Raw genomic sequence first — 22,459 nt, forward strand, 5'->3', positions numbered from 1 at the left:
TCTCCTTTCGGTGGGGGTGCGTACTCCTACTTGAGGCCGGTGTGGGACATGCCGGCGATGATGTGGCGCTGCGCGAACATGTAGACGATCGCGATCGGCAGGATCGACACGACCGAGCCCGCCATGACGACGTCCCACTGGGTCGTGAACTGGCCCTGGAGCGTGGACAGGCCCAGGGGGAGCGTCATGAGCTCGGGGGAGCGGATGACGACGAGGGGCCACAGGAAGCTGTTCCAGGAGCCCATGAAGGCGAAGACGGCGAGCGTCGCGAGGGCGGGCTTGACCAGGGGCAGGACGATGAGGCCGAAGATCCGCAGGTGACCGGCCCCGTCGAGCGTCGCGGCCTCGTCGAGCTCGCGGGGCACGCCGTCGACGGCCTGGCGCAGGAGGAAGATGCCGAAGGCCGACGCGATCGACGGCGCGAGCAGCGCGAAGTACGTGTCGTTGAGGTTGAGCCGCGTCATCTGGATGAACAGCGGCACGACGAGGACCTGGAGCGGGATCATGAGCGTCGCCAGGTAGGCCGCGAACACGACGTTCTTGCCCTTGAAGCGCAGGCGGCTGAATCCGTAGGCCGCCATGGAGCCCGTGATCATCTGCAGCAGGGTCGCGACGACCGCGACCCCGAACGAGTTCGCGATGATCCGCCAGACCGGCATGGACTCCATGAGGGTCCGGTAGGCGTCGAGCGTCGGGTCCTCGACGATCAGCGACGGGCCGCCCGAGAGCGAGCCGCTCGGCGTGATCGACGTGATGACCGTCCACAGGAACGGGAAGAGCATGATGACCGCGCCGACGACGACGGACGCGTACAGGGCGATGCGTCCGAGGATCTGACCGGCGGAGCGCCGGGGGCGCCGCAGGGAGGCGGGGGCCGTGGTCGGTGTGACGGGGGCGGTCGGGACGAGGGTCTCAGGCATGGTTCACCCACCTGCGCTGACCGCGCATCTGGAGCGCGGTGACGATGAGGATCAGGACGAAGAGGATCCAGGACAGGGCGGACGCGTCTCCGGCCCGGCCGTAGCGGAACGTGAGGTCGTAGATCTGACCGACCACGACCTGGCTCGCGCCGGACGGTCCGCCCCCCGTCATCACGTACACCTGGTCGAAGACCTGGAACCCGTTGATGAGCGAGATGACGAGCACGAAGAACGTGGAGGGGGACAGCAGCGGGAACGTGATGTGCCAGAAGCGCTTCCACGCGCCCGCGCCGTCGACCCGGGCGGCTTCGAGCACGTCACCGGGGATCGCCTGGAGACCTGCGAGCAGGATGACCATCACGAAGCCGAGGTCCTTCCACGCCGAGGCGAGGATGACCGAGGGCATCGCCCACTGCGGGTCGGTCCACCACCCGGGGGCCGTCATGTCGGTCCCGAAGAGCCCGTTGATCCCGTCGAGCACCGGCTGGACGAGCTGGTTGACGAGGCCGTTGGACGGGTTGAGGAGCCACTGCCACACGAGGGCCACGACGACCCAGCTCGTGATGACGGGCAGGAAGTAGGCCGCGCGGAAGAACGTGCGGCCCTTGAGCGCGCGGTTGAGCAGCATGGCCAGGCCCAGGCCGCCCACGTAGACGAGGGGCAGGTAGCCCAGGATGTAGAACAGGGTGTTCCCGAGGACCCGCCAGGTGTCGCCCGAGGTCAGCAGGTCGGCGTAGTTGTCGAGGCCGACCCACTTCATGGGCGAGACGAGGTTCCAGTCGTGCAGGCTCACCCAGAGCGAGTTCACCATGGGGGCGAGCGTGAACACGACGAGCGGGACGGCGCTGGGGAGCAGGAAGAACAGGACCCACCCCCGGTTGCGCCACCGCGACCGTGAGGATGTGCTCTGTCGCTGCCGGGTCGGGCGCTTCGGCGCTGCCGCCCGTGGCGGCGCCGTGGCGGGGACGGACATCACTGTCTCCTCGTGGGGGTGAGGGCCGGCGAGCTGCCGGCGTCGGTCTGCATGCGGGCGACGACGAGCCGCCCCTGCTCGCCCGACGCGCCCGCGGCGTCGAACGGGGTGGCCAGGACGAGGGCGGCGGCGCCCAGGGCCCACTTGTCGTCGGCCCAGGGCTCGACGACGAACGGGATGGCCCGGCGGGAGGGCAGGAGGTGTGCCCGGAACGTCTTCTCGAAACCGCTCTGCCAGTGGGGCCAGGCGGCGATGCCCTCGCCGAGGAGGACGACGAGCTCGGGGTCGAGGATGTGGACGACGCCCGCGAGCGTGCGGCCGAGCAGGCGTCCTGCCTCGTGGTAGAGGTCCTGCGCGGCCTGGTCGCCCGCGTCGGCGCGGGCCACGAGGTCGGCGACCGTCCCGTCGGGCCCGATGATGCCCGCGGCGATCGCGCGGGTACGCAGGGCGTCGTCGCCGATGTACGCCTCGAGGCACCCGTGGTTGCCGCACTCGCACAGCGGTCCGTCCTCGGTCACGGGGAAGTGGCCGATCTCGCCGGCCCCGCCCGCGGCGCCGCGGCGGATGGTGCTGTCGACCACGAGCCCCGAGCCGATGCCGCGCCCGATCGTCAGGACGAGGAACGACGCGTGCTCGCGCCCGGTGCCGTACAGGTGCTCGGCGACGGCCAGGGTGTTGACGTCGTTCTCGACGAGGACGGGCACGCCCAGCGTGTGGCGCAGCGAGGCGCCGACGGGGACCGCGGTCCAGCCGAGCGTCGGGGCGGTCACGACCCCGGAGGCCTGGGCGTCGACCGAGCCGGGGATGCCGATCCCGACGCCGAGGACCGGGCCGTCCTCGGCCGCGAGGACGTCGCGCAGGAGATGTCCGAGGGCGTCGAGCGCATCGGGGCGGCGGGGGTCGAACGGGTGCGACGACTGCGAGAGCGCCTCGCCGTCGAAACCGACCGACACGATCGCGACGTGGTCGGCCGTGACCTTGGCCCCGATCGCGCGGGGGGCGGGTGCGCTGCTCAGCCCGAGGAGGCGGGCGGGGCGCCCGCCCTGGCTCGGTACGGTCTCGAGCTCGACCAGGAGGCCTCGCTCGACGAGGTCCTTGGTGATCTGGGTGACCGTCGCGGGGCTGACACCGAGCTCGCGGGCGATGGCCGCACGGCTCCTGGGGCCTCGCGTTCCGAGGAGCGCGAGCGTCGCGGCGGCGCCGTGGTCGCTTCGAGCGGTGGTGGTCGGCACCGGAGAACTCCTTTGTTCGGGACTATCTTTAGCCACAAACTAAGTCCGCATGCCGAGACGTGTCAAGCGTGTGAGTCGCCGTGGCGGATGGGCGTTCGGTCCCCGCGGGCCATACCCTGGCGGACATGGACACCGAAGAACGTCTGGCCGTCTTCCTCGACTACGACAACCTCGCGCTGGGCGCGCGCGACCACCTGGGCGGGATGACCTTCGACTTCAAGCCGATCGCCGACGCGCTCGCCGCGCGTGGTCGCGTCGTCGTCCGCCGCGCCTATGCCGACTGGTCGTACTTCGACGAGGACCGCCGCTCCCTGACCCGCCACCAGGTCGAGCTCATCGAGATGCCCCAGCGCATGGGGGCCTCGCGCAAGAACGCGGCCGACATCAAGATGGTCGTCGACGCGATCGAGATGGCCTTCGAGCGTGAGTACATCTCGACCTTCGTGATGTGTACAGGGGACAGCGACTTCTCTCCCCTCGTGCACAAGCTGCGCGAGCTCAACAAGCGCGTGATCGGGATCGGCGTCGAGAACTCGACGTCCAAGCTGCTGCCCCCGGCGTGCGACGAGTTCCTCTTCTACGACCGCCTCGAGGGCGTCGAGATCCCCGACGAGCCCGTCGAGCGCAAGCGGTCCTCGAACAGCTCGAACCGCAGCGCTGCCCGCAAGTCGTCGAGCCGCTCGTCGGGCTCGGGCTCGGGCGCCGGCTCGTCGAGCAAGGCCGCGGCCGCCCCCGCTCCCGAGGCCGCGACGACGCCCGCCGCCGACGTGCCGCCGGTCGCCGAGAGTGCTCCCGAGCCGACCCCCGTCCCGCTGGACGTCGAGGCCGAGCTCGAGTCCGCCGTCGGGCACGGGGCGTCCTCCGCCTCGGAGGACGAGGACCTCGCGGTCCTCGTCGCGCAGACCCTCGCGGACCTGTCGAGCTCGTCGAGCGGAGCCGTCGTCGCCTCGACGCTCAAGCGCACGCTGCTGCGCAAGGACCCCACGTTCAGCGAGGCCGACTACGGCTTCCGCAACTTCGGCGAGTTCCTTCGCTACCTCGAGGAGCGCGGCGTCGTGCAGCTCAGCGCGGGCCCCGCCACGGGCGACCCCGAGGTCTCGCTGCCCGAGCGCGGGCACGCGGGCGACGACTTCGCGCTGCTGCGCACCGTCGTGGGCGAGCAGGGCGACTCGGTGCCGCTGTCGGGCCTCAAGAACCAGCTCCGCAAGAAGCGCCCCGACTTCAGCGAGAAGGCGCTCGGCTACCGCAGCTTCCTCCAGTTCTGCAAGGCCGCGCAGACCGCGGGCGCGATCGACCTGCGCTGGGACGACGACGCCGACGACTACCTCGTGTCGGTCGCCACGCGCTGACCCTCCGCCCCGAAAGGGCACGCCCGGCCGCTAGGCTCCGGGCGTGCCCTTTCGACGACGAGAGCAACCCCGCCAGATCGCCTTCGAGGCGGTCGACGACCTGGACGACGGCGACGACCTGCTCGCGCCGCGGCCCTCGCGTCCCGGAGCGCCCTCCGGCCGGCCTGACACCCCGCCCGACGGCGCCGCGCCCGTCGCGGCCGACGGCGCCGGCGCGAGCGGTGGCGAGGACGGCATCGTCCCGGCTCCGCGCGACCCGAGGGCGCACCGCCGCCGACGCCTCGTCGTCACCGGCGTGGCCGGGGCCCTCGTGCTCGTCCTCGGCGGGCTCACCGCGCTGGACGTGGTCCGTGCACGGCAGGCCGACGCGTTGCTGCGGACGGCGCCGGGCGGGGTCGTCGGGCTGACGCAGCCGCCCGAGGAGGTCTGGAGCGTGGACACCGGGGAGACGTGGCCCGCGTTCGTCGACGACCTCCTCCTGCTGGGTCTCGAGGACGCCCTCGTCGCCCACGACCTGTCCACGGGCAAGCTGTCGTGGCGCCGGGAGGAGCTCGCAGGGTTCCGTTGCGGCACGATGGGCCCGGCCGCAGGGCTCCCCTCCAGGACCTCGTTCATCACGTGCCTGGGCGGCGGCGGACCGGTCGACGTCTTCCCCCGCGAACCGTCCACGACGGTCGCCGTCGTGGGCTCCGACGGCGAGGTGCTCGCCCGACGCGACCTGGATCCGTCGCGCGGAGCCTCCGAGGTCCTGCCCGACGGCGACCTGGTCCGGGCGGTCCGAAACGGCGCCGACCTCGTCATGACGGTCGAGGACGCGCGGACCGGCGAGGCCCGGTGGACGAGGACGGTCCCCCAGGTCGAGCCCGGTGAGGGCCCCGGGCCCTGCGAGCTCACGCAGGAGGACGGGTCGACGGTCGAGGACCGGGAGTCCTTGTACTTCCTCAGCCTGGCCGGTGTCATCTCGGTCGTGGGGTGCGGCGTGGACGCGTCGCTCACGGAGCAGGGAGAGATCCTGAGCGGCGCCGACCAGGGATTCACCCGGCTCCTGCGTGACGGGCGGCTCGCCCGTACCTCACGGGACGGCAGGGAGACGGACGTCCTGGACAAGGAGGGCACGCTGCTCTGGTCCACGGGGGACGTCGTCACCGAGCCGCTCGCGACGGACGGCACCGCGCCACCCCTCCTGTTCACGCAGGGTGGCTCGGGGTTCACCGCGATCGACGCGGGAGGGCGCGAGCTCTGGTCCTTCCCCCGCTACGCCACCCGGGTCCTCCTCGTGACGAAGGACCTGACGGTCGTGGCGTCCTACCCCGGTGCGGTGGCGATCGACAACGCGACAGGAGAGGAGGTCTGGACGTGGAACGCCTCCGAGAGCGGGGGATCGTCGACCAGCGACGTGACCGCGGCCTTCGCCGGCCGCGGTGCACTGACGGTCGTCGTCGACGTCGAGCCGGTCGAGGGGACGCGGTGGACCTCGATCGACCTGGCCGACGGCAGCGGGCGGTGGACCACGACCATCCCGGGCGAGGCCTACGCGTTCATGGCCGTCGGGGGGAAGCTCGTCAGCGCGGCAGACGGGAGGGTCGCGGGTCTCGGCTGACGCGATAGCGATCGCGAGGGCGTCGGACAGAGCGCCCTGCCCGTGCGCAACGAACCACGCCCCCTGAAAATTCGTGCACCGCCGGGCGTTCTCCCTGGCACCCCGGGCCTCGTCCCACCGCTCCGCACCCGGGCGGGGGCCCCGCCGTCGGGCCTGGCTGCACGTCGGTGCACAATGTACGGATGACGTACCGGGTGCTGAAGCTGATCCTGTCGCTCCTGGCCTTCACGCTGCTGAGGCCACGGGTGACCGGCCTCAACAACATCCCGCGGCGCGGACCCGTCATCCTGGCGAGCAACCACCTGTCGTTCGTGGACTCGCTCCTCATCCCCATCGTCGCCCCGCGCCACGTCACGTTCCTCGCCAAGGCCGAGTACTTCACGGGCACCGGGCTCAAGGGACGCGTCTCCCGCTGGTTCTTCACGACCCTCGGCCACATCCCCGTGCAGCGCGACGACCCGCGCGCCGGGCAGCGCTCGCTCGAGGACGCGCTCGAGGTGCTCAACCGTGGCGGCGCGTTCGGGATCTACCCCGAGGGCACGCGGTCACGCGACGGCAAGCTGCACAAGGGGCACACCGGCGTCGCCTGGCTCGCGCTCGCAGGCCACGCGCCGATCGTGCCCGTCGCGATCCAGGGCACCGACAAGGTCCAGCCCGTCGGCTCGCGCCTCCCGCGCATCCACCGCGTGACCGTCCAGTTCGGGGCGCCCATCGAGCCCGCACGCCAGATCACGTCGGGCAAGCCCGCGCAGGCCCGCCGCGAGCTCACGGAGCAGGTCATGGACTCGATCCACGCGATGAGCGGCCAGCAGCGCGCGAGCTGATCCTCGCCTCTCGCCCGACACCGGTCGCAGGTCGGCCGGGACACGCCCGTTCCTGAGAAGGACGTGCAAGACCCGTCCCGCCGTGATGTGCTCGGGGGAGGGCCACGTGTCCCAGGGATCGCGCCCGGCGGGTCCGCCCGCCGCCGCCGCGCCCCGAGGGCGTCCGACTTGACCTCAACCACGGTTGAGGTCCTAGCGTGGCCGACACCGATAGAGAGGACTCACCATGGCTGTCTACACCCTTCCCGAGCTGTCGTACGACTACGGCGCACTCGAGCCCCACATCTCCGGCCGCATCATGGAGCTGCACCACTCCAAGCACCACCAGGCCTACGTGACCGGCGCCAACACGGCACTCGAGAAGCTCGCCGAGGCCCGCGACTCCGGCGACCTCGCCGCGGTCAACCTCCACGAGAAGAACCTCGCGTTCAACCTCGGCGGACACGTCAACCACTCCGCGTTCTGGACCAACCTCTCCCCCGAGGGCGGCGGCGAGCCCACCGGCGACATCGCCGCAGCCATCGCCGAGGACTTCGGCTCGTTCGAGAAGTTCAAGAAGCACTTCGCCGCCGTCGCCGCAGGCGTCCAGGGCTCGGGCTGGGCCATCCTGGCCTGGGACACCCTCGGCAAGAAGCTCATCATCGTCCAGCTCTACGACCAGCAGGGCAACATCGCCCTGGGCCTGGTCCCGATCGTCCTGCTCGACGTCTGGGAGCACGCCTACTACCTCGACTACCAGAACGTGCGCGCCGACTACGTCACCGCCTGGTGGAACCTCGTCAACTGGGCCGACGCCGACGCACGCCTCGCCCGCGCCCGCACCCAGGGCGAAGGCCTCATCATCCCCGCCTGACCCTCGTGACCGGTGCCGGGCGTCGAGCGCCCGGCACGACGAGACCCGCGTGAACGGGAAAGGCCCCGGCACTGCGGCGCGCACCTTGCGCGACGCTGCCGGGGCCTTCCTGCGGGCAGCCAGAACCCTCCAGAAAGGTGGTCCGCCGTGACCTATGTGATCGCTCAGCCTTGTGTGGACGTGAAGGACAAGGCGTGCATCGAGGAGTGTCCGGTGGACTGCATCTACGAGGGCAAGCGGTCGTTGTACATCCATCCGGACGAGTGCGTGGACTGTGGTGCGTGCGAGCCGGTGTGTCCGGTGGAGGCGATCTACTACGAGGACGACGTGCCCTCGGAGTGGAGCGACTACTACCGGGCGAACGTGGAGTTCTTCGACGACCTGGGGTCGCCGGGTGGTGCGGCGAAGATGGGCATGATCGAGAAGGACGACCCGATGATCGCGGCCCTGGCCCCGCAGGCCTGAGCAACGCGAGCCGCCCGTCCTCAGCCCTGCGGCTCGACCGGTCCGCCCGGGTCCGTGCCGCCCGCGACGAGGTCGCCACAGCTCGTCTCCTGCGCCGTGACGACGACGGGGTCGGTCGCCGCAGCCCCCTCGGCGACGGTCTCTGCCTGGCCGTTCGTCGCGGTCCGCGCTGCCGCGTCGAGGTCGATGAACGTGCGTTCCACGGTGTACGTCGAACCGTCGGACGAGGTCGCGTCCAGCCCGGCCAGGTGCAGCACGCCGTCCACGGCCGTGCAGCCGACGCCGGTCCCGAACCCGCTGAACCCCTTGTCGAACGTGTACGGCTGGCCCTGCGCGTTCTGCGTGACCGTCACGGCGCAGTCCGCCACCGAGAGCAGCAGCACCTCGCGACCCACGTCGACGAGCGCGATCGGCGCCTCGCCGCCGCCGGCCGCGACGAGGTTGACGATCGCGCTCGCCGGGACGGGGCTCGCGGACGTGACGGGGGCGGAGAACGTCGCCCCTGAGGCCGTCGTGATGCCGAACGTCCTGTCGGCGCCGCCGGTGAGCCAGGCGGTGTCGGGGCGGCCGTCGCCGTCGACGTCGACGGTCTGGTGCGTGTCCGCGCCCGCGGGCACGCCGGTCCCGGTCGCGGCGCAGCCCGTGGTGGGCGAGGTCGTGGTGGTCGTGGTCTCCGGGGTCGGTTCGTCGGAGGGGGCCTGCGAGCCCACGGTGGCCGGCGGCGTCGGGGCGGGAGAGGCGGCGGCGTCTCCGTCCGCGTCACCGCGGGTCGCGAGCCAGATGCCGACCGCCACGATCGCGAGGAGCACGAGCCCGCCCAGCGCCCACCACCACGCGCGGTTGCCCGGCGGTTCGGCCGGTCCGCCGGGAGGCGGCTCGCCGGGTCCCCCGGGCGGCGTCGAGGCTCCCGTGGCGGAGAACGGGTCCGGGGCGTTCGGGATGGGTTCGGCGGGTGGGACGCTGCCGCCGGTGATGCCGCCCGGCGCCGGGAAGGCGGGCCTGATCGGTTCGGTGGGGCCCTGCTCGCCTGCTGGGCCTGGTCGCTCCTCGTCGTCGGTCATGCCTCCAGCGAAACATCTCGTGACGCACGGGGCATCCGGGACGTCTCGCGCGTCGCGGGCACGGGCCGTGCTCAGCGCAGGGCGCGTCCGAGCGCCCGGGCGAGCGCTCCGCCGTCGGGCCCGCCAGCCGTGGGGACGCCGTGCGCCGGGCGCCGGGGGCGGCGCGATCCCGGCGCGGCGACCGTCCCGAGGAAGGCGCCGCCGCTGCGGCCCGACGACGGCGCGGGAGGCTCGTGGGCGAGGATCTTCTGCGCGGGGCTGAGCTGGCGGATGCCGATCGCGGCCACGTGCGTCGGGTGGCGCGTCGCGGCCGCGTCGTAGATCTCCGGGTCGTGCTGGCCGTCGTCGCCGAGCAGGAGCCAGCCGACGTCGGGTAGCTCGCGCACGAGCCGGTCGATCGCGTTGCCCTTGTGCTCCTGCCCGCTGCGGAACCATCCTGTCGCGGTGGGACCCCAGTCGGTCAGCAGGAGGGCCCCGGGCGGGAAGCCGTTGCGGTCGAGGAAGCGTTCCAGGTTCCCCGCGGAGTTCCACGCGCCGTTGGACAGGTACACGAAGGGGGCATCCGGGTGGACAGAGGCGATGCCCTGGTACAGGTCGGCCATGCCGGGCACCGGGCGCCGCTCGCTCGCGTGCATACCGAACGTGTTCCACACCGCGCGCAGCAGGCTGGGGACCATGGTGATCATGACCGTGTCGTCGATGTCGCTGATGACGCCCAGTCGCCGCCCCGGCCCGACCACGAAGACCCGCGCCGTCGCGACGGCACCGCTCGCCGTGGCGAGCTGGACGTCGTGCCACCCCGGGGAGAGCGCGACGTCCAGCATCCCGTCCACGTACCCGTCGCGGTCGGCGGGCAGGTCCGTCACCAGTCGTTCCTCCTGGCCCGACCCGTCGGTCCGCGTGACCGACGCACGGACCACCTCGCCCGGCGCGGAGACCGTGAGGTAGTTGCGCCAGCCGCGCCGGTTCCACACCAGGTCCGTCCGGCGGTGCGGGCGGCTCAGCAGCACCCGCGCCAGCACGCGCACCGAGCCCTCGTTGCCGTAGCCGACGTACGCCTCGATGCGCGGGGTCCAGCCCCGGGCCCGCAGGAACTTGACCGCGGCCGCACGGATGCGGTCCTCGAGGCGTGCCGAGAGGTGCAGCCGCTCCACCGGGGGAGTCGGGGAGGGGAGGTGCGTCTGGTGCATGGGATCCGCTCGTCGAAGGTGCTGGTCTCCCACCTTGGCACAAGGACGCCGGCTTCATCGGCTGAACCGGGAAGAACCCGCTGGTCAGGAGGTGCGGCGGCCGCAGACGCGGCACGTGCCGCGGCGCCGGGTCGCGTAGGCCCAGGTCGCGACCCCGAGGGCCACGCTCCACAGGGGCCAGAGCACGCCAGGACCGAATGCAGCCCAGTTGACCAGGACCTCTGACGGGGACATCTCCAGCAGACCCTTGATCATGGAGAGGCCGGCCGGAAGGATCGCGACCGTGACGACCGAGGCGGGAACGACCGCGAGCGCGACCGGGACCCGTCGTCCCGCGAGGCCCGGGATCCAGCGAGGGAAGACCTCACCCCACCGTTGCACGAGGCCGAGCGTCAGCACGGCACCCACCAGGGCGAAGAGCGAGAGCCCCACTGCGGGGGCGACCAGCTCGCCCGCGTCCTGCTCGTACATCTCGGGGTCGAGCCCGAGCGGATATCCCAGGACCCAGATCAGCCGGGTGACGGCATACAGGCACGGGATGATCGCTGCGACGAACACGGCGGGTCGACCCCAGGCCACGATGCCCGACGGTCGCGCGGAGTCCTGACCGGCCGGTGCCGGTGCGTGGTGGTCAGCCGGAGGGTCCAGGCGTCCGCAGACCTCGCACGCCCCGCTGGTGCGCCGGACGAAGAGCGTAGTCGTGACCGCGAGGAGGACCAGGGCGACGAGCACACCGAGCTGGAGCAGGAACGCCGGTGCGACGTACTGGTCGAAGGCCTGCGCGAGCTCCGGGTCGAACGGGGCCCGGACGAGGACGACGGGGAGATACCCCATGCGGGCCAGAAGGCTGGTGTCGGCGAACAGGACGCCGGCGGATGCGGCGAGCACGGAGACCGAGACCGCCACGGCGCGCACCCGGCCGGTCGTCGGTCGGTCGGACCGTGACGTCATCCAGGCGGCGTGCGCCGCCCCGACCAGTCCCAGGATCGCGAGAGCCGCGGTCAGGCTGCTGCTCGGGACGGACTCGACGATCGTCCCCGCCGCGTCCGGCGTCGACGCCCCGACGGGCAGGTTCCGCCCCGTGAGGACGGCGACGAGGGCGGTGAGGGCCCCGGCGAGCCACCACGCGATCGTCACGGGAGGGACCCAGCGCGGCCAGCGGGGGGCCGTCGGCCGGCGCGTTCCCGGCAGGGGAGGTGCGGCCCCGGTGCCACCCGGTCGAGGGTCGCCACGCCGATCCGTGCCGGGTCGGGCGGTGGTCGTCGCGATGCCGGTCGTGTCGATGTCTTCCACGGTCGCTCCTCGGGGAGTGTCGCCGGCTGTGCCCGGCGAGCTGTCCCTTCAGGCTCGTCGGTGACGGCCGGGCTCGGATCACCCGCGACGGGGAACGGGGTCCCCCGTGCGGGGGAACCCGCTCGCTAGAGGGCGGGGCGGACGAAGCCCGACTCGTAGGCCGCGACCACGGCTTGCGTGCGGTCGCGGACCCCGAGCTTGCCCAGCAGGTTCCCCACGTGGGTGCGGACCGTCTCCACCCCGAGGAACAGCTCGCTCGCGATCTCCAGGTTGGACCTTCCGGTGGCCATGAGGCGCAGGACCTCGCCCTCGCGCTCGGAGAGCCGGGCCGAGCGCAAGGCGTCCCCGCGAGCAGGATGAGCGGTCGCCAGCCGGCGCACCGCGTCAGGGAAGAGCAGCGACTCCCCGAGCGCCACGACGCGCACCGCCTGGGCCAGGTCCTGCGGGCGCGCCCGTTTGAGCAGGAAGCCGTGAGCGCCGGCGCGCAGCGCGTCGAGGACGTGGTCGTCGTGCTCGAACGTCGTCATGACGAGCACCCGAGGAGCCGGGTCGCGGGCCACGATCGCGCGGGTCGCAGCGATCCCGTCGACCTGCGGCATGCGGACGTCGAGGAGGACGACGTCGGGTCGGGTCGCCGTGACGGCTCCCGGTACCTCGACACCGTCCGCCGCCTCCCCGACCACCTCGATGTCGGGCTCGGCGTCGAGGATCACGCGCAACCCGGCCCGCACGAGCGGCTCGTCGTCGACGACCAGGACACGCACCACGTCGAGCCCTCCGGCGGGGGGACGGTCGCCCTGCCTCACGAGGTCGCCACCCGGCTCTCCGGCTCGTCCTCCACGACGGGCCACGACGCGCGCACGACCCACGCTCCGCCGTCGGGCCCCGCGACGAGCGTGCCGCCGAGCGCCGTCACACGCTCGCGCATGCCCGCCAGGCCGTGGCCACGCCGTTCCTCCGGCGCCCCACGCCCGGGCGACCACGGGTTGCGGACCTCGATGCCGAGGTCGGTGGCGCGCACGACCCGGACCGCGACCGGCGCCCCCGGAGCGTGCCGCAGCGCGTTGGTGAGGGACTCCTGGGCGACCCGGTAGACCTCGCGGCCCACCTCGTCCGGCGCCCGTCCCACGTCCCCCACGAGGACCAGCGTGACGTCCGCCCCCGCCTGGCGGGCGCGTTCGACGAGGGTCGTGAGGTCGTCGTGCTCGAGCGACCTCTCGCGCCCCGGCGCAGGGGCCGACCCGGGGTTGCGCAAGCGCCGCAGCAGGTCGTCCAGCTCGGCCATGGCATGGCGTCCCGTCTCCTCGATGGCTGCCAGCGAACGGCGAGCCGCCGCAGGGTCGGACTCCAGGGTCCGCGCCGCAGCCGCAGCCTGCAGCACGGTGATCGTCAGGGCGTGACCGACGCCGTCGTGCACGTCCTGCGCGAGGCGGTTGCGCGCGACCAGTCGTGCGGTCTGCGCCTCGAGCTCGGCGATCCGCTCGCTCTGGTCCGGGCCCAGCAGCACCGGCGCCGCCGACCGCAGCACCGCCCGCGCCCCGACCACGACGTAGGGCAGGGCGACGAGGACGAGGAGCGCGAGCAGGAGACGCAGGGGCGGGTGCGCCAGCCAGGCCGGCAGCCAACCAGGCTCGAGGAAGGGGCGCGTCCCGAACAGCGAGAGCAGAAGGTCGAGCACGAGCGGGACGACGACCAGCAGCGAGACGACCACGACCAGACCGAGCACGAGGTGGAGCGTGAACCACGCCGCGCCCCGCCACCGAGCGGTGGGGCTCGGCCGGTCCGACGGGGTCTGGACGTCGACGTCGAGCAGGGTGCGCGCCGCGAGCACCTCGACGGTCCGGACCGGGGCGAGGAAGGGTGGCGCCGCGGCGAGCGTCGTCGCCACGACGGCGAGCGCTGCCGTCGTAGGAGTCGCGGTCTGCGGGTCTGCGAACATCTGCACGAACCCCTCGATCAGCAGCCCGTACGCTCCGGCGACGAGCCCACCGACGACCAGGAACACTCCCGCCCTGACCGTGGCCCCCGACCTCAGGGGCGCGACGAGAGAGCGCAGCGACACACGTGGTCTCGATGCGCCACTCGCTGCCTCGGGGGACGAGCCGGACATCTCGACATCATGTCAGCCGTGGGTCCGCGCCGCTCCTGGGGACCAGGCCCGGCCGGCTGTGTCTGGTCGCGGCGAGACGGACCGCTCTCGGCACTCGATGACCCGGACCGCTTTCAGCACTCGATGACCCGGACCGCTTTCAGCACTCGATGACGTTGACCGCGAGGCCGCCCGTCGACGTCTCCTTGTACTTGGTCGACATGTCGAGGCCCGTCTGTCGCATGGTCTCGATCACGGTGTCGAGCGAGACGACGTGCGCGCCGTCGCCCTGCAGGGCGAGCTTGGCGGCCGAGACCGCTGTGCACGCCGCGATCGCGTTGCGCTCGATGCACGGGACCTGGACCAGACCGCCGACCGGGTCGCACGTGAGGCCGAGGTTGTGCTCCATCGCGATCTCCGCAGCGTTCTCGACCTGCGCCGGGGTGCCGCCGAGCACCGCGCAGATGGCTCCCGCCGCCATGGAGCAGGCCGAGCCGACCTCGCCCTGGCACCCGGCCTCCGCACCGGAGATCGAGGCGTTGCGCTTGTAGAGGGCGCCGATCGCTCCAGCGGTGAGCAGGTAGGTGCGCATGGCCTGGCGCGTGGCCTTCTCGTCGGCCGCGAGGTCCGGGTGGATGCGCAGGAAGTGGCGTCCGACGGCCGGGATGATCCCGGCCGCGCCGTTGGTGGGCGCCGTGACGACGCGGCGCGCGTCGGCGTTCTCCTCGTTGACCGCCATGGCGTAGGCCTGGAGCCACTCGATCGACAGGTCGGAGGCGCCGTCGGCCTCCGCGGCCTCGAGCTTCTCGCGCTGCGCCCGCGCCCGACGGCGGACCTTGAGCCTCCCCGGAAGCATGCCGTGGCGGTCGAGCCCCGCGTCCACGCACTCGCTCATGGTGCGCCAGATCCGGTCGAGCCCCGAGCCGACCTCCGCGGCGGGGCGCAGCGACACCTCGTTCTCCCACGCGGTCTCGGCGATGCTGCGCCCTTCGAGCGTGCAGGACGCGAGGAGCTCGGCGGCGTTGGCGAACGGGTGCGGGACGTCCGAGGGCTCGGTCGCGGGGTCGATCGGTGCGCCCGCGAGCTCGGCCGCGTGCTGGGCCTCCTCGTTCGCCGCGGCGGCCTCGAGCTCCTGCTCGGTGAGGACGAAGCCCCCACCGACCGAGTAGTACACCTGCTCGGCGACCACGTCGCCGGCTGCGTCGAGGGCCGTGAAGCGCATCCCGTTGGGGTGGCCGGGCAACCGGGTGAGCGGTGCGAGGCGGACGTCCGCGGTCGCCATGGTCACGACCCTGCGGCCGAGCAGCCGGACCTCGTGCCCCTCGCCCAGGCGCTCCCAGCTCCCCGGGACGTCGTCGGGGTCGCACGTCTCCGGGTCGAGCCCGCGCAGGCCCGCGACGACCGCGTCCGGTGTCCCGTGGCCGATCCCCGTCGCGCCGAGCGAGCCGCACAGCACGACCTTGACCGCCGTGACCTGGTCGAGGGCCCCTTGCTCGTCGAGAGCGCGCGCGAAGGTGGTGCCTGCGCGCATGGGGCCGACGGTGTGCGAGCTCGAGGGTCCGATGCCGACCGAGAAGAGGTCGAGGACGCTGACGTACGAGGACATGGTCCTCATGATCGCATCCTGTCTCAGAAGATGGAACCGTTCTGCTATAGCAAAGACTCGCCGGTCACGACCGGGCACGTTGCCAGGTGGTCGTCCACGAGCCCGCACGCCTGCATCGCCGCGTAGGCCGTCGTCGGGCCGATGAAGCGGAAGCCCTCCTTCTTGAGCGCCTTGGCCAGGGCGACCGACTCGGGGGTGCTGGCCGCGAGGTCCGCAAAGGTCGCGGGACGCGGACGGTCGACGGGAGTGCCGCCGTCGGGCGCGCGCGAACCCCCCGGGGCGAACGACCAGACGAGCTCGTCGAGGGTCCGACCCTGCTCGTGCAGCGCGAGCAGGGCGCGCGCGTTGGAGATCGTGGCCTCGATCTTCATCCGGTTGCGGATGATCGAGGCGTCCTGGAGCAGGCGCTCGACGTCCTCCTCGGAGAACTGTGCGACGACCTCCGGGTCGAAGCCCGCGAACGCCTCGCGGAACGCGGGGCGCTTGCGCAGCACGGTGATCCACGCGAGGCCCGACTGGAAGGCCTCGAGCGCCAGCCGCTCGAACAGCGCCTCGTCCCCGTGGACGGGGACCCCCCACTCGGTGTCGTGGTACTCCTCGTAGAGCGCGTCGCCGTCGCCGAAGCAGCGGGCGCCCGCGGGGGGAGAGACGGGCGAGTCGGCCGGTGCGGCGAGCGGTGCCGTGGGTTCGGGGACGTGCTGGCCGGTGGCCTCGGTCGTGGGCATGGCGCCCACTCTTCCGCACGGCACCCACGCGTGGTGTGCGGCGCGGTCGCCCTGTGGGGACCGCGCGCGTCCAGGCGTCTGTGGACGGCCTGATCCACAGGCCCTGTGGATCAGGCGTCGGTGACCGCCGGGAGCTGCTGCTCGGCGATCGCGCGCAACGCCTGGAGGTGCGCGGCGAGAGCGGCCCGCCCGGCAGGCGTGAGGGCGGCCCACGTCCGCGGGCGGCGGCCCACGCGGTCCTTGGTGATCGCGACGTAGCCCGCGTCCTCGAGCACCGTGAGCTGCTTGGAGAGCGCCGAGTCGGACACCTCGATCGCGTCGCGCAACGACCTGAAGTCGGCCTTCTCGACCCCGGCGAGCGCCGCGACGACCGAGAGCCGGACGGGGGAGTGGATGACGTCGTCGAGCCGGTGGCGGGGGTGCGTCTCGGTCATGCCTCCAGCTCCTCGCGGCGGGGCCACAGGGCGGCGACGAGCATCGGGAGGGCGGTGGCCAGTGCGGCGGGGAGCCAGTAGCCCAGGTTGCCGGCCTGCCCCGGCAGGCCGAGGGTGAGCGCCGCGCCGTAGAGGACGGCCCAGAGGAGGACGGCGAGCAGGTAGCGACCGTTCAGGCTGCGGGCCCGGATGCCCTGGCGGGCGGCCCAGATCGCGACCGTGCCGGCGAAGAGGGGGCCGATCAGGGAGCCGACGACGATGCCGGGAACGCCCCCGAGGCCGACGAGCAGCACCACGGCGATGGTCATGGCGGCCCAGGCGAGGAGCAGGCTCTGGAGCCAGCGGTGCCCGATGCCCGCTGTAGCCGCGGCGCTCCGGTTCGCGAGGTCGAGCGCGGCGGCGGCGTCCTGCGGAGTCGGGGCGGTGGGGGAGAGTGCGTCGTTGCTCATCTGTCCATCGAAGCATCTACTTTCCTGCTTGGCAAGTAAGTGCCAGGCGGACATCCTTGCGGGGCCGAGTCCCGGACGCAGAGCGAGGGCGGCGGGAGCCGCGTCCAGGTCGTGGACGCGGCCCCGCCACCCTCGAGAAGCGCGGCGTCACCGTCGACTGTGAGGCGCCGCGCGGGATCGCGCAGGTCAGCCGGTCAGATGGTGAGCCGGCGGCGCAACCCCAGTCCGATCCCGACGACACCGGCGAGCAGGCTCCCGCCCGCGATCGCCGACATGCCGAGCGAGAGCTTTCCGGCCGGGCTGTTCTCGACGTCCGACTTCATCTTGGTCGTGCCGTCCGAGATCTCGACCGTGCCGTCGGCGAGCGTGCCCGCACCGTCGGCCAGCGTCGAGCTGCCCTTCGCGAGCTCGCCCGCGCCGTCCGCGAGCGTCGTGGTGCCCGCGTGCAGGGTGCCCGCCCCCTCGGCGAGCGCGGTGTTGCCCGCCGCGAGCGTCGTCGCGCCGCTCGACAGGGCGTTGATGCCCGTGTGGAGGCTGAGCGACCCGTTCTCGAGCTTCGTGGTGCCCGCGAACAGGTCGCGCGCGCCCGTGGCGAGCTTCGCGTTGCCCGCGGCGAGGTCCTTGGCACCCGACTGCAGCTTGCCTGCGCCGGCGTCGAGCGCGGTCGCGCCCTCCGCGAGCCGGGTGGTGCCCTCCGCGAGCGCGAGCGCTCCACCGTTGGCCTTCGCCGCCCCTGCGGACAGCTGGGTCGCGCCGGTCGCGGCGCTCCGCGTCCCGGTGCTGAGCTCGCCGAGCTTCGTCTGGAGCTGGGCGGCCCCGGCCTGGACCTTCCCGATCTCGCCGTCGAGCGTCGTGACTCCGGCCGAGAGGGAGTCGACTCCCGCACCCAGCTTGCCGATCCCACCCTTGAGGGCTTGAGCGCCCGCGAGGAGCTGGGGCTTGTCCTCTGTCCCGGTCCCCAGGGCGAACTGGAGTCCGGCGGCGCCCGTCTCGAGCCTGGTCGCCCCCGTTGCCAGCGCGTCGAACGCTCCGGCCAGTCCCAGTACGCCGGGTTGCTCCGGCGTGCCGCCCTTGAGGGACGTGAGCTCGGTGGCCAGGTCCTGGAACGCCTTCTTGGCCACCGGGTCCGTCGTCGCGTCCGCGGAGGCCTGTGCCGACGCGGCGAGAGCGCCCAGCGTGGCGGCGGCCGTGCCCGCCTGCGCCTTGGAGGCTGTGGCCCCGTCGCGAAGTGTCGCGGCGTTGGCCGCCAGGGAACCTGCGCCGGCCCCCGCGTTCGACAGTCCCGTCGTGATGCGGTCTGCACCGACGTCGAGCTGGGCGACGCCGCCACGCAGACCCGTGACGGCGTCGCCGAGCTTCTGCTTGGCCCCCGCCCTGAGCTCACCCGACCCGGCGACCAGACCGCCCGACGCGGAGTGGATGGCCTCGGCGCCGGCGGCGGCCCGTGATGCGCCGTCGGCGAGGGAAGCTGCCCCGTTCTTGAGCTCGGCGGAGCCCGCCGCGAGCTGTGCGGAGCCTTCCGCCGCCGCGGCGGCCCCGGGCGCGAGCTCTGCGGTGCCGGCCCGCAGGTCGCTCGCGCCTGCGGCCAGCTTGTTCGCACCGGCCGAGGCGTCCGCGGCCCCCGGCGCGAGCTTGGCCGCTCCGGCGTTGAGCTCGTCGGCCCCGGCCGCGAGCTGTGCGGCACCGTCGAGCGCGGTCACGCTGCCGTCCGCGAGCTGGGTCGCCCCGCTGGAGGCCTGGGTGGCCCCGGTCGAGAGCTTCTTGGCCCCGTCCTCGAGGTCCTTCGAGCCGTCGGCGAGCTTGCCTGCGCCCTCCTCGGCGCGTTCGGCGCCGTCGGCGAGCTCGGCCGCGCCCGCTTCGAGGCGGGTGGCTCCGTCGTCGAGGCGCGTGGCGCCGTCGGCCACCTTGCCGTTGAAGATCAGCAGGTAGGCGACGAGCGCGACGACGGCGAGCGCCAGCACGACAAGGGCGCCGATGGTCAGGGCTGAGTGCGCGCGCGAAGGGCGCGGGAAGGCGTGGTTCGTCATGTGCGAGGGTCCTCTCGTGGCCGGCGTCGTTGCCGGTCTGACTCCGGAGTGCCCATCACCTTGATGCAACTCCGAGTATCAGATAAATCACCGTCGACGCTAGCAACGGCCACAAGAGGAAAGAAAGCAAGTATCTGATACTTCGAAAATCACAAGTTGGTAAAGGCCCGCCGCGGACGTCGCGACGGGCCTTTCGCCAGCGGCAGCAGCCGCAGCAGCCGCAGCAGCGGCACGAGCGGCAGAGCGCGCCTCGGCTCAGACCTCCAGGTTCGCGAACAGGACGCTCGCGAGCGCGAGCCCCACGACGAGGTTGAACACCGCGGCCGACCCGAACACCACGACCGGCTTCCACCCGGCCTCCCGGACCGCCGTCACGTTGAACTCCAGCCCGATCGACACGAACGCGACGATGAAGAACACCGTGCTCAGAGACTTGAGGATCGCGATGTCCGGTGCGGCGGCATCCGCCCCGACGGAGCTGACGTAGATCGTCGCCACGACCGAGGCGAGCAGGAACCCGAGCACGAACTTCGGGAAGCGCGTCCACAGCTCGCTCCACCGGGGAGCGGCGGCCCCCGCGACCCGGTCGACCCGGAACGCGAAGTATGCCGTGAGGGCGATCGCGACGACCCCGATCAGGGCGTTCTGGGTGGTCTTGACGATCGCGGCGACCTGCAGGGCCTCGTCCCCGGCCAGCGCTCCCGCGGCCGTCACGGCGGCCGTGGTGTCGATGTTCCCGCCGATCCACGCCCCGGCGACGGCGGGCGACAGGCCCAGCGCCTCGGACAGGGCAGGCAGGATGAAGATCGAGGGCAGGGCGAAGAGGATGACGAGGCTCGCCGCGTACGCGAGCTGCTCCTTCTTCGCCTGGACCGCCCCGGCGGCGCTGATCGCGGCGCTGACCCCGCAGATCGACACCGCGCTCGCGAGCAGCGCCCGGAGCTTGTCGTCGATGCCGAGGCGCCCGCCGAGCCACCAGGTGAACCCGAAGACGAGCGTGATGAGCAGCACGGCCTGCGCGATCGCCGGTCCGGCGGCCGAGACGACGAGCGACAGGTTGACCGTGGCCCCGAGCAGCACGAGCCCGGTCTTGATGAAGAACTCGGTCCGGAACGCCGCTGCCAGCCGGGAGCGCAGGCCCGTTGCCGACAGCACGGCGTTGCCGAGCAGCCCGAGCGCGATCGCGTACACCGGGTACTCCACGGACTTCGCGATGCCGCCGAGCGGTGTGTCGGCCAGCCACTCCGGGACGCTCTGCTCGAGGAAGCGGGCGGACCAGGCGAGGCCCAGGAGGACGACGAAGCCCGCCACCAGGTAGAGGGCGCCCGGTGAGCGCCCGTCCTGGACGACCGAGTCCTCGAGCGTCGCCCGGGGCGCCTCGCCGACGGGCGCCTCGGGGGAGCGGTCGCCATCCACGGCCGCCTCGCGGCGGGGTGTCGTGCTGGTGCCCGTGTCAGGGGTCGTGGCGCTCATCAGGGCACCAGCCCTTCGGGGATCAGGCCCAGCAGGCCGACGGCGACGATCGCGAGGCCTACGACGGTCGCCAGCCAGTCCTCGGAGACGTGGACGCGTCGGACGGCGTCCACGGTCACGGGCCGGGGGGCGGGAGCCGTGGCGGGCTCGACGGGCGGTGAGGCGGTCGGGGCGTGTTCCGCCCTGGCGGGCGGGACGGGGTTCTCGCGTGCGGGCATGGCAGGTCCTTCGGGTTCCGGCGTCGGGGGTGGGTGCGGCGAGGGCGACGACCGGCGCAGGGCTGCACGGCGTCGTCGCCCTACGGACACACCTGCGACGTACGGAAGATCTGCATGGCCGACAGGGTGGCGGTCACCGCCGACCGGGGCAAGAGGGTGTCCACCCTCCGGGAGAACGTGACGCCGTGTGAACGGGACGGACACGTCAGTCCTGGGCGAGAGCCCTCTCGAACGCATCCAGCAGCCGTTCGCCGAACAGCACGAAGCGCACGTCCACCACGCCCCGGTCCCCGCCCGCACCCCACGCGCGGACCACGGCCACCGCGACCCGCGCGACCTCGTCCCCGTCCCAGCCGTAGACGCCCGCGCTCACCGCGGGGAACGCGACAGACGTCGCACCGAGGTCCGCGGCCACGTCGAGCGAGCGCGTGAAGCACGACGCGAGCAGCGCGGGGTCGGTCTGGCCCCGGTGACGGTTCGGCCCGACCGTGTGGACGACCCACCGCGCCGGCAGGTCGAAGCCCGGCGTGGCGACCGCCTCGCCGACCGGGAGCCCCTCCGGCAGCGTCGTCCGTCGCAGCTCGCGGCACGCGTCGAGCAGCCGGGGACCGGCCGCGGCGTGGATCGCGCCGTCGACCCCGCCTCCCCCGAGCAGCGACGAGTTCGCGGCGTTGACGATCACGTCGACGTCGACGGTCGTGAGGTCTCCGAGCTCTGCGGACAGGTGCATCCGTCCATCCTCGCGCGGGTCGTGCTGCCCTGCGCGGACACGCAGAAGGCGGCCCGACGACGTCACGCGCGTGACGCCGTCGGGCCGCCTCCTCGAGGTGAGCCGGTCAGGTCACCAGACCTTGTCGCCCCGGATGACCACGTCCGAGCCGCCGTCGACGAAGACGACCTGACCGCACATGTGGCTGTTCTCCGGGGAGACGAGGAAGCGCAGGAGGTTCGCGGGAACCTCGGGGCCCATGATCCCGCCGAGCGGCATGGGGACGTGGGACTCGACGGCCTTGGTCGACTCCTCGGTCGCGAGCATCTCGGCGGTCATGCCGGTCTGGACGATGCCCGGGCCGATCGCGTTGAGGGGGATGCCGGCCCCGGCCCAGTCGGCGCTCGGCGCGGCGCGGCGCAGCCAGTGCGCGACCGCGGCCTTGCTGCTGCCGTAGATGATGTCGCCCGTGCCGGCCGCGGCGAGCTCGGCCGCGCGGGCCAGGGCGGCGGCCTCGTCGCCCGCGAGCGTGAGGTCGACGAGCTGGTCGTCGACCGGCAGGAGGCTCGCCATCGAGCACGTGACCGCAGCCCGCGGCGCGTCCGACCCGGCGAGGAGCGGGCGCAGGCCCTCGAGCGTCGCGAGGGCGCCGAAGTAGTTGACCGCCAGGGTGGCCGGGCTGCCGTTCGACAGGCCCGCGTTGGCGACGATCGCGTCGATCGTGCCACCGCTGAGCGCGGTGACCTGCTCGACGAGCCCGGCGCGGCCGGCGTCGGTCGTGAGGTCGACCGTGACGTCGGCGTCGCGCAGGTCCACGCCGATGACGCGGTGGCCGTCGGCCTCCAGCATCCCCTTGAGGGCCTTGCCGATGCCCGAGGCGGTTCCGGTGACGACGACGGTGCGCATGATGCCCTCCAGAGCAGCTGGTGCGGCCAGACCTTCCTGGCCGTCCCCTTCAGGTTAGGCCGC

The 22,459-nt window shown here is 72.8% G+C and carries 22 protein-coding genes; 5 read left to right on the forward strand and 17 right to left on the reverse strand.

The features are described 5' to 3' along the window. Positions 1 to 26 precede the first annotated feature (26 nt). The 3 genes from JOD48_RS01255 to JOD48_RS01265 are packed head-to-tail and all read right to left on the reverse strand — an operon-like array spanning position 27 to position 3,125. Entirely contained in the window at positions 27 to 920 is an 894-nt protein-coding gene (locus tag JOD48_RS01255) for a carbohydrate ABC transporter permease (RefSeq protein ID WP_204806856.1), read from the reverse strand. After that, the gene (locus JOD48_RS01260; protein ID WP_204806858.1) at positions 913 to 1,893 is read right to left on the reverse strand and encodes a carbohydrate ABC transporter permease; all 981 of its coding nucleotides are present in this window, start codon (positions 1,891 to 1,893) and stop codon (positions 913 to 915) included. The genes JOD48_RS01255 and JOD48_RS01260 overlap by 8 nt, the downstream gene beginning before the upstream one ends. Further along, complete coding sequence (locus tag JOD48_RS01265; RefSeq protein WP_191792297.1) at positions 1,893 to 3,125, reverse strand: ROK family transcriptional regulator; 1,233 nt, start codon at positions 3,123 to 3,125, stop codon at positions 1,893 to 1,895. Before JOD48_RS01265 ends, JOD48_RS01260 begins: the two co-directional genes overlap by 1 nt. Before the next feature lie 125 nt (positions 3,126 to 3,250). Here JOD48_RS01265 and JOD48_RS01270 point away from each other — a divergent pair, with 125 nt between their 5' ends. From JOD48_RS01270 to fdxA, 5 genes are all read left to right on the forward strand, one after another. Beyond that, positions 3,251 to 4,474, forward strand: coding sequence for an NYN domain-containing protein (locus JOD48_RS01270; protein ID WP_204806860.1), 1,224 nt, complete (start codon positions 3,251 to 3,253; stop codon positions 4,472 to 4,474). Positions 4,475 to 4,517: 43 nt separating this feature from the next. Next, positions 4,518 to 6,074, forward strand: coding sequence for a PQQ-binding-like beta-propeller repeat protein (locus JOD48_RS01275; RefSeq protein WP_204806862.1), 1,557 nt, complete (start codon positions 4,518 to 4,520; stop codon positions 6,072 to 6,074). A gap of 182 nt (positions 6,075 to 6,256) precedes the next feature. Then, on the forward strand, positions 6,257 to 6,898 hold the full coding sequence (locus JOD48_RS01280; protein WP_191792300.1) for a lysophospholipid acyltransferase family protein: 642 nt from the start codon (positions 6,257 to 6,259) through the stop codon (positions 6,896 to 6,898). A 226-nt stretch (positions 6,899 to 7,124) separates the two neighbouring features. Beyond that, complete coding sequence (locus JOD48_RS01285) at positions 7,125 to 7,751, forward strand: superoxide dismutase (RefSeq protein WP_129429624.1); 627 nt, start codon at positions 7,125 to 7,127, stop codon at positions 7,749 to 7,751. A 147-nt stretch (positions 7,752 to 7,898) separates the two neighbouring features. Beyond that, positions 7,899 to 8,216 carry a ferredoxin gene (gene fdxA, locus JOD48_RS01290; protein WP_056764260.1) on the forward strand — a complete coding sequence of 106 codons (318 nt, stop codon included), beginning with the start codon at positions 7,899 to 7,901 and terminating at the stop codon, positions 8,214 to 8,216. A gap of 20 nt (positions 8,217 to 8,236) precedes the next feature. On the opposite strand, the gene JOD48_RS01295 is transcribed toward fdxA, so the two are convergent. The 14 genes from JOD48_RS01295 to JOD48_RS01360 form a co-directional block, all read right to left on the reverse strand. After that, the gene (locus JOD48_RS01295) at positions 8,237 to 9,277 is read right to left on the reverse strand and encodes a hypothetical protein (protein WP_204806865.1); all 1,041 of its coding nucleotides are present in this window, start codon (positions 9,275 to 9,277) and stop codon (positions 8,237 to 8,239) included. A 71-nt stretch (positions 9,278 to 9,348) separates the two neighbouring features. Beyond that, positions 9,349 to 10,467 (reverse strand): App1 family protein phosphatidate phosphatase, encoded by a 1,119-nt coding sequence (locus tag JOD48_RS01300; RefSeq protein ID WP_204806867.1) that lies wholly within the window; start codon positions 10,465 to 10,467, stop codon positions 9,349 to 9,351. Positions 10,468 to 10,551: 84 nt separating this feature from the next. Next, positions 10,552 to 11,760 carry a hypothetical protein gene (locus JOD48_RS01305; RefSeq protein ID WP_204806869.1) on the reverse strand — a complete coding sequence of 403 codons (1,209 nt, stop codon included), beginning with the start codon at positions 11,758 to 11,760 and terminating at the stop codon, positions 10,552 to 10,554. A 125-nt stretch (positions 11,761 to 11,885) separates the two neighbouring features. Next, positions 11,886 to 12,566 (reverse strand): response regulator, encoded by a 681-nt coding sequence (locus JOD48_RS01310; protein WP_307823909.1) that lies wholly within the window; start codon positions 12,564 to 12,566, stop codon positions 11,886 to 11,888. Further along, a complete protein-coding gene (locus JOD48_RS01315) occupies positions 12,563 to 13,822 on the reverse strand; it encodes a sensor histidine kinase (protein ID WP_204806871.1) in 1,260 nt (419 codons plus the stop codon). Before JOD48_RS01315 ends, JOD48_RS01310 begins: the two co-directional genes overlap by 4 nt. A 187-nt stretch (positions 13,823 to 14,009) precedes the next feature. Beyond that, positions 14,010 to 15,455 (reverse strand): L-serine ammonia-lyase, encoded by a 1,446-nt coding sequence (locus JOD48_RS01320; protein WP_204810222.1) that lies wholly within the window; start codon positions 15,453 to 15,455, stop codon positions 14,010 to 14,012. A 44-nt stretch (positions 15,456 to 15,499) separates the two neighbouring features. After that, complete coding sequence (locus JOD48_RS01325) at positions 15,500 to 16,180, reverse strand: DNA-3-methyladenine glycosylase I (protein WP_204806873.1); 681 nt, start codon at positions 16,178 to 16,180, stop codon at positions 15,500 to 15,502. 110 nt (positions 16,181 to 16,290) lie between these two features. Beyond that, the gene (locus tag JOD48_RS01330) at positions 16,291 to 16,614 is read right to left on the reverse strand and encodes a winged helix-turn-helix domain-containing protein (protein ID WP_191790023.1); all 324 of its coding nucleotides are present in this window, start codon (positions 16,612 to 16,614) and stop codon (positions 16,291 to 16,293) included. After that, complete coding sequence (locus JOD48_RS01335; protein WP_204806875.1) at positions 16,611 to 17,063, reverse strand: hypothetical protein; 453 nt, start codon at positions 17,061 to 17,063, stop codon at positions 16,611 to 16,613. Before JOD48_RS01335 ends, JOD48_RS01330 begins: the two co-directional genes overlap by 4 nt. Positions 17,064 to 17,257: 194 nt before the next feature. Then, a complete protein-coding gene (locus tag JOD48_RS01340) occupies positions 17,258 to 19,090 on the reverse strand; it encodes a YhgE/Pip domain-containing protein (protein ID WP_204806877.1) in 1,833 nt (610 codons plus the stop codon). Between the two features lie 255 nt (positions 19,091 to 19,345). Continuing rightward, entirely contained in the window at positions 19,346 to 20,563 is a 1,218-nt protein-coding gene (locus tag JOD48_RS01345; protein WP_191790020.1) for a YeiH family protein, read from the reverse strand. After that, positions 20,563 to 20,781, reverse strand: coding sequence for a hypothetical protein (locus JOD48_RS01350; RefSeq protein WP_204806879.1), 219 nt, complete (start codon positions 20,779 to 20,781; stop codon positions 20,563 to 20,565). Before JOD48_RS01350 ends, JOD48_RS01345 begins: the two co-directional genes overlap by 1 nt. Positions 20,782 to 20,986: 205 nt before the next feature. Next, positions 20,987 to 21,511, reverse strand: a complete 525-nt coding sequence (locus JOD48_RS01355; RefSeq protein WP_204806881.1) for an O-acetyl-ADP-ribose deacetylase — start codon at positions 21,509 to 21,511, stop codon at positions 20,987 to 20,989. Positions 21,512 to 21,622: 111 nt separating this feature from the next. Continuing rightward, positions 21,623 to 22,396, reverse strand: a complete 774-nt coding sequence (locus JOD48_RS01360; protein WP_204806883.1) for an SDR family oxidoreductase — start codon at positions 22,394 to 22,396, stop codon at positions 21,623 to 21,625. Positions 22,397 to 22,459: the final 63 nt, after the last annotated feature.

It is taken from the genome of Oerskovia paurometabola, from assembly GCF_016907365.1.
GTDB lineage: Bacteria > Actinomycetota > Actinomycetes > Actinomycetales > Cellulomonadaceae > Oerskovia > Oerskovia paurometabola.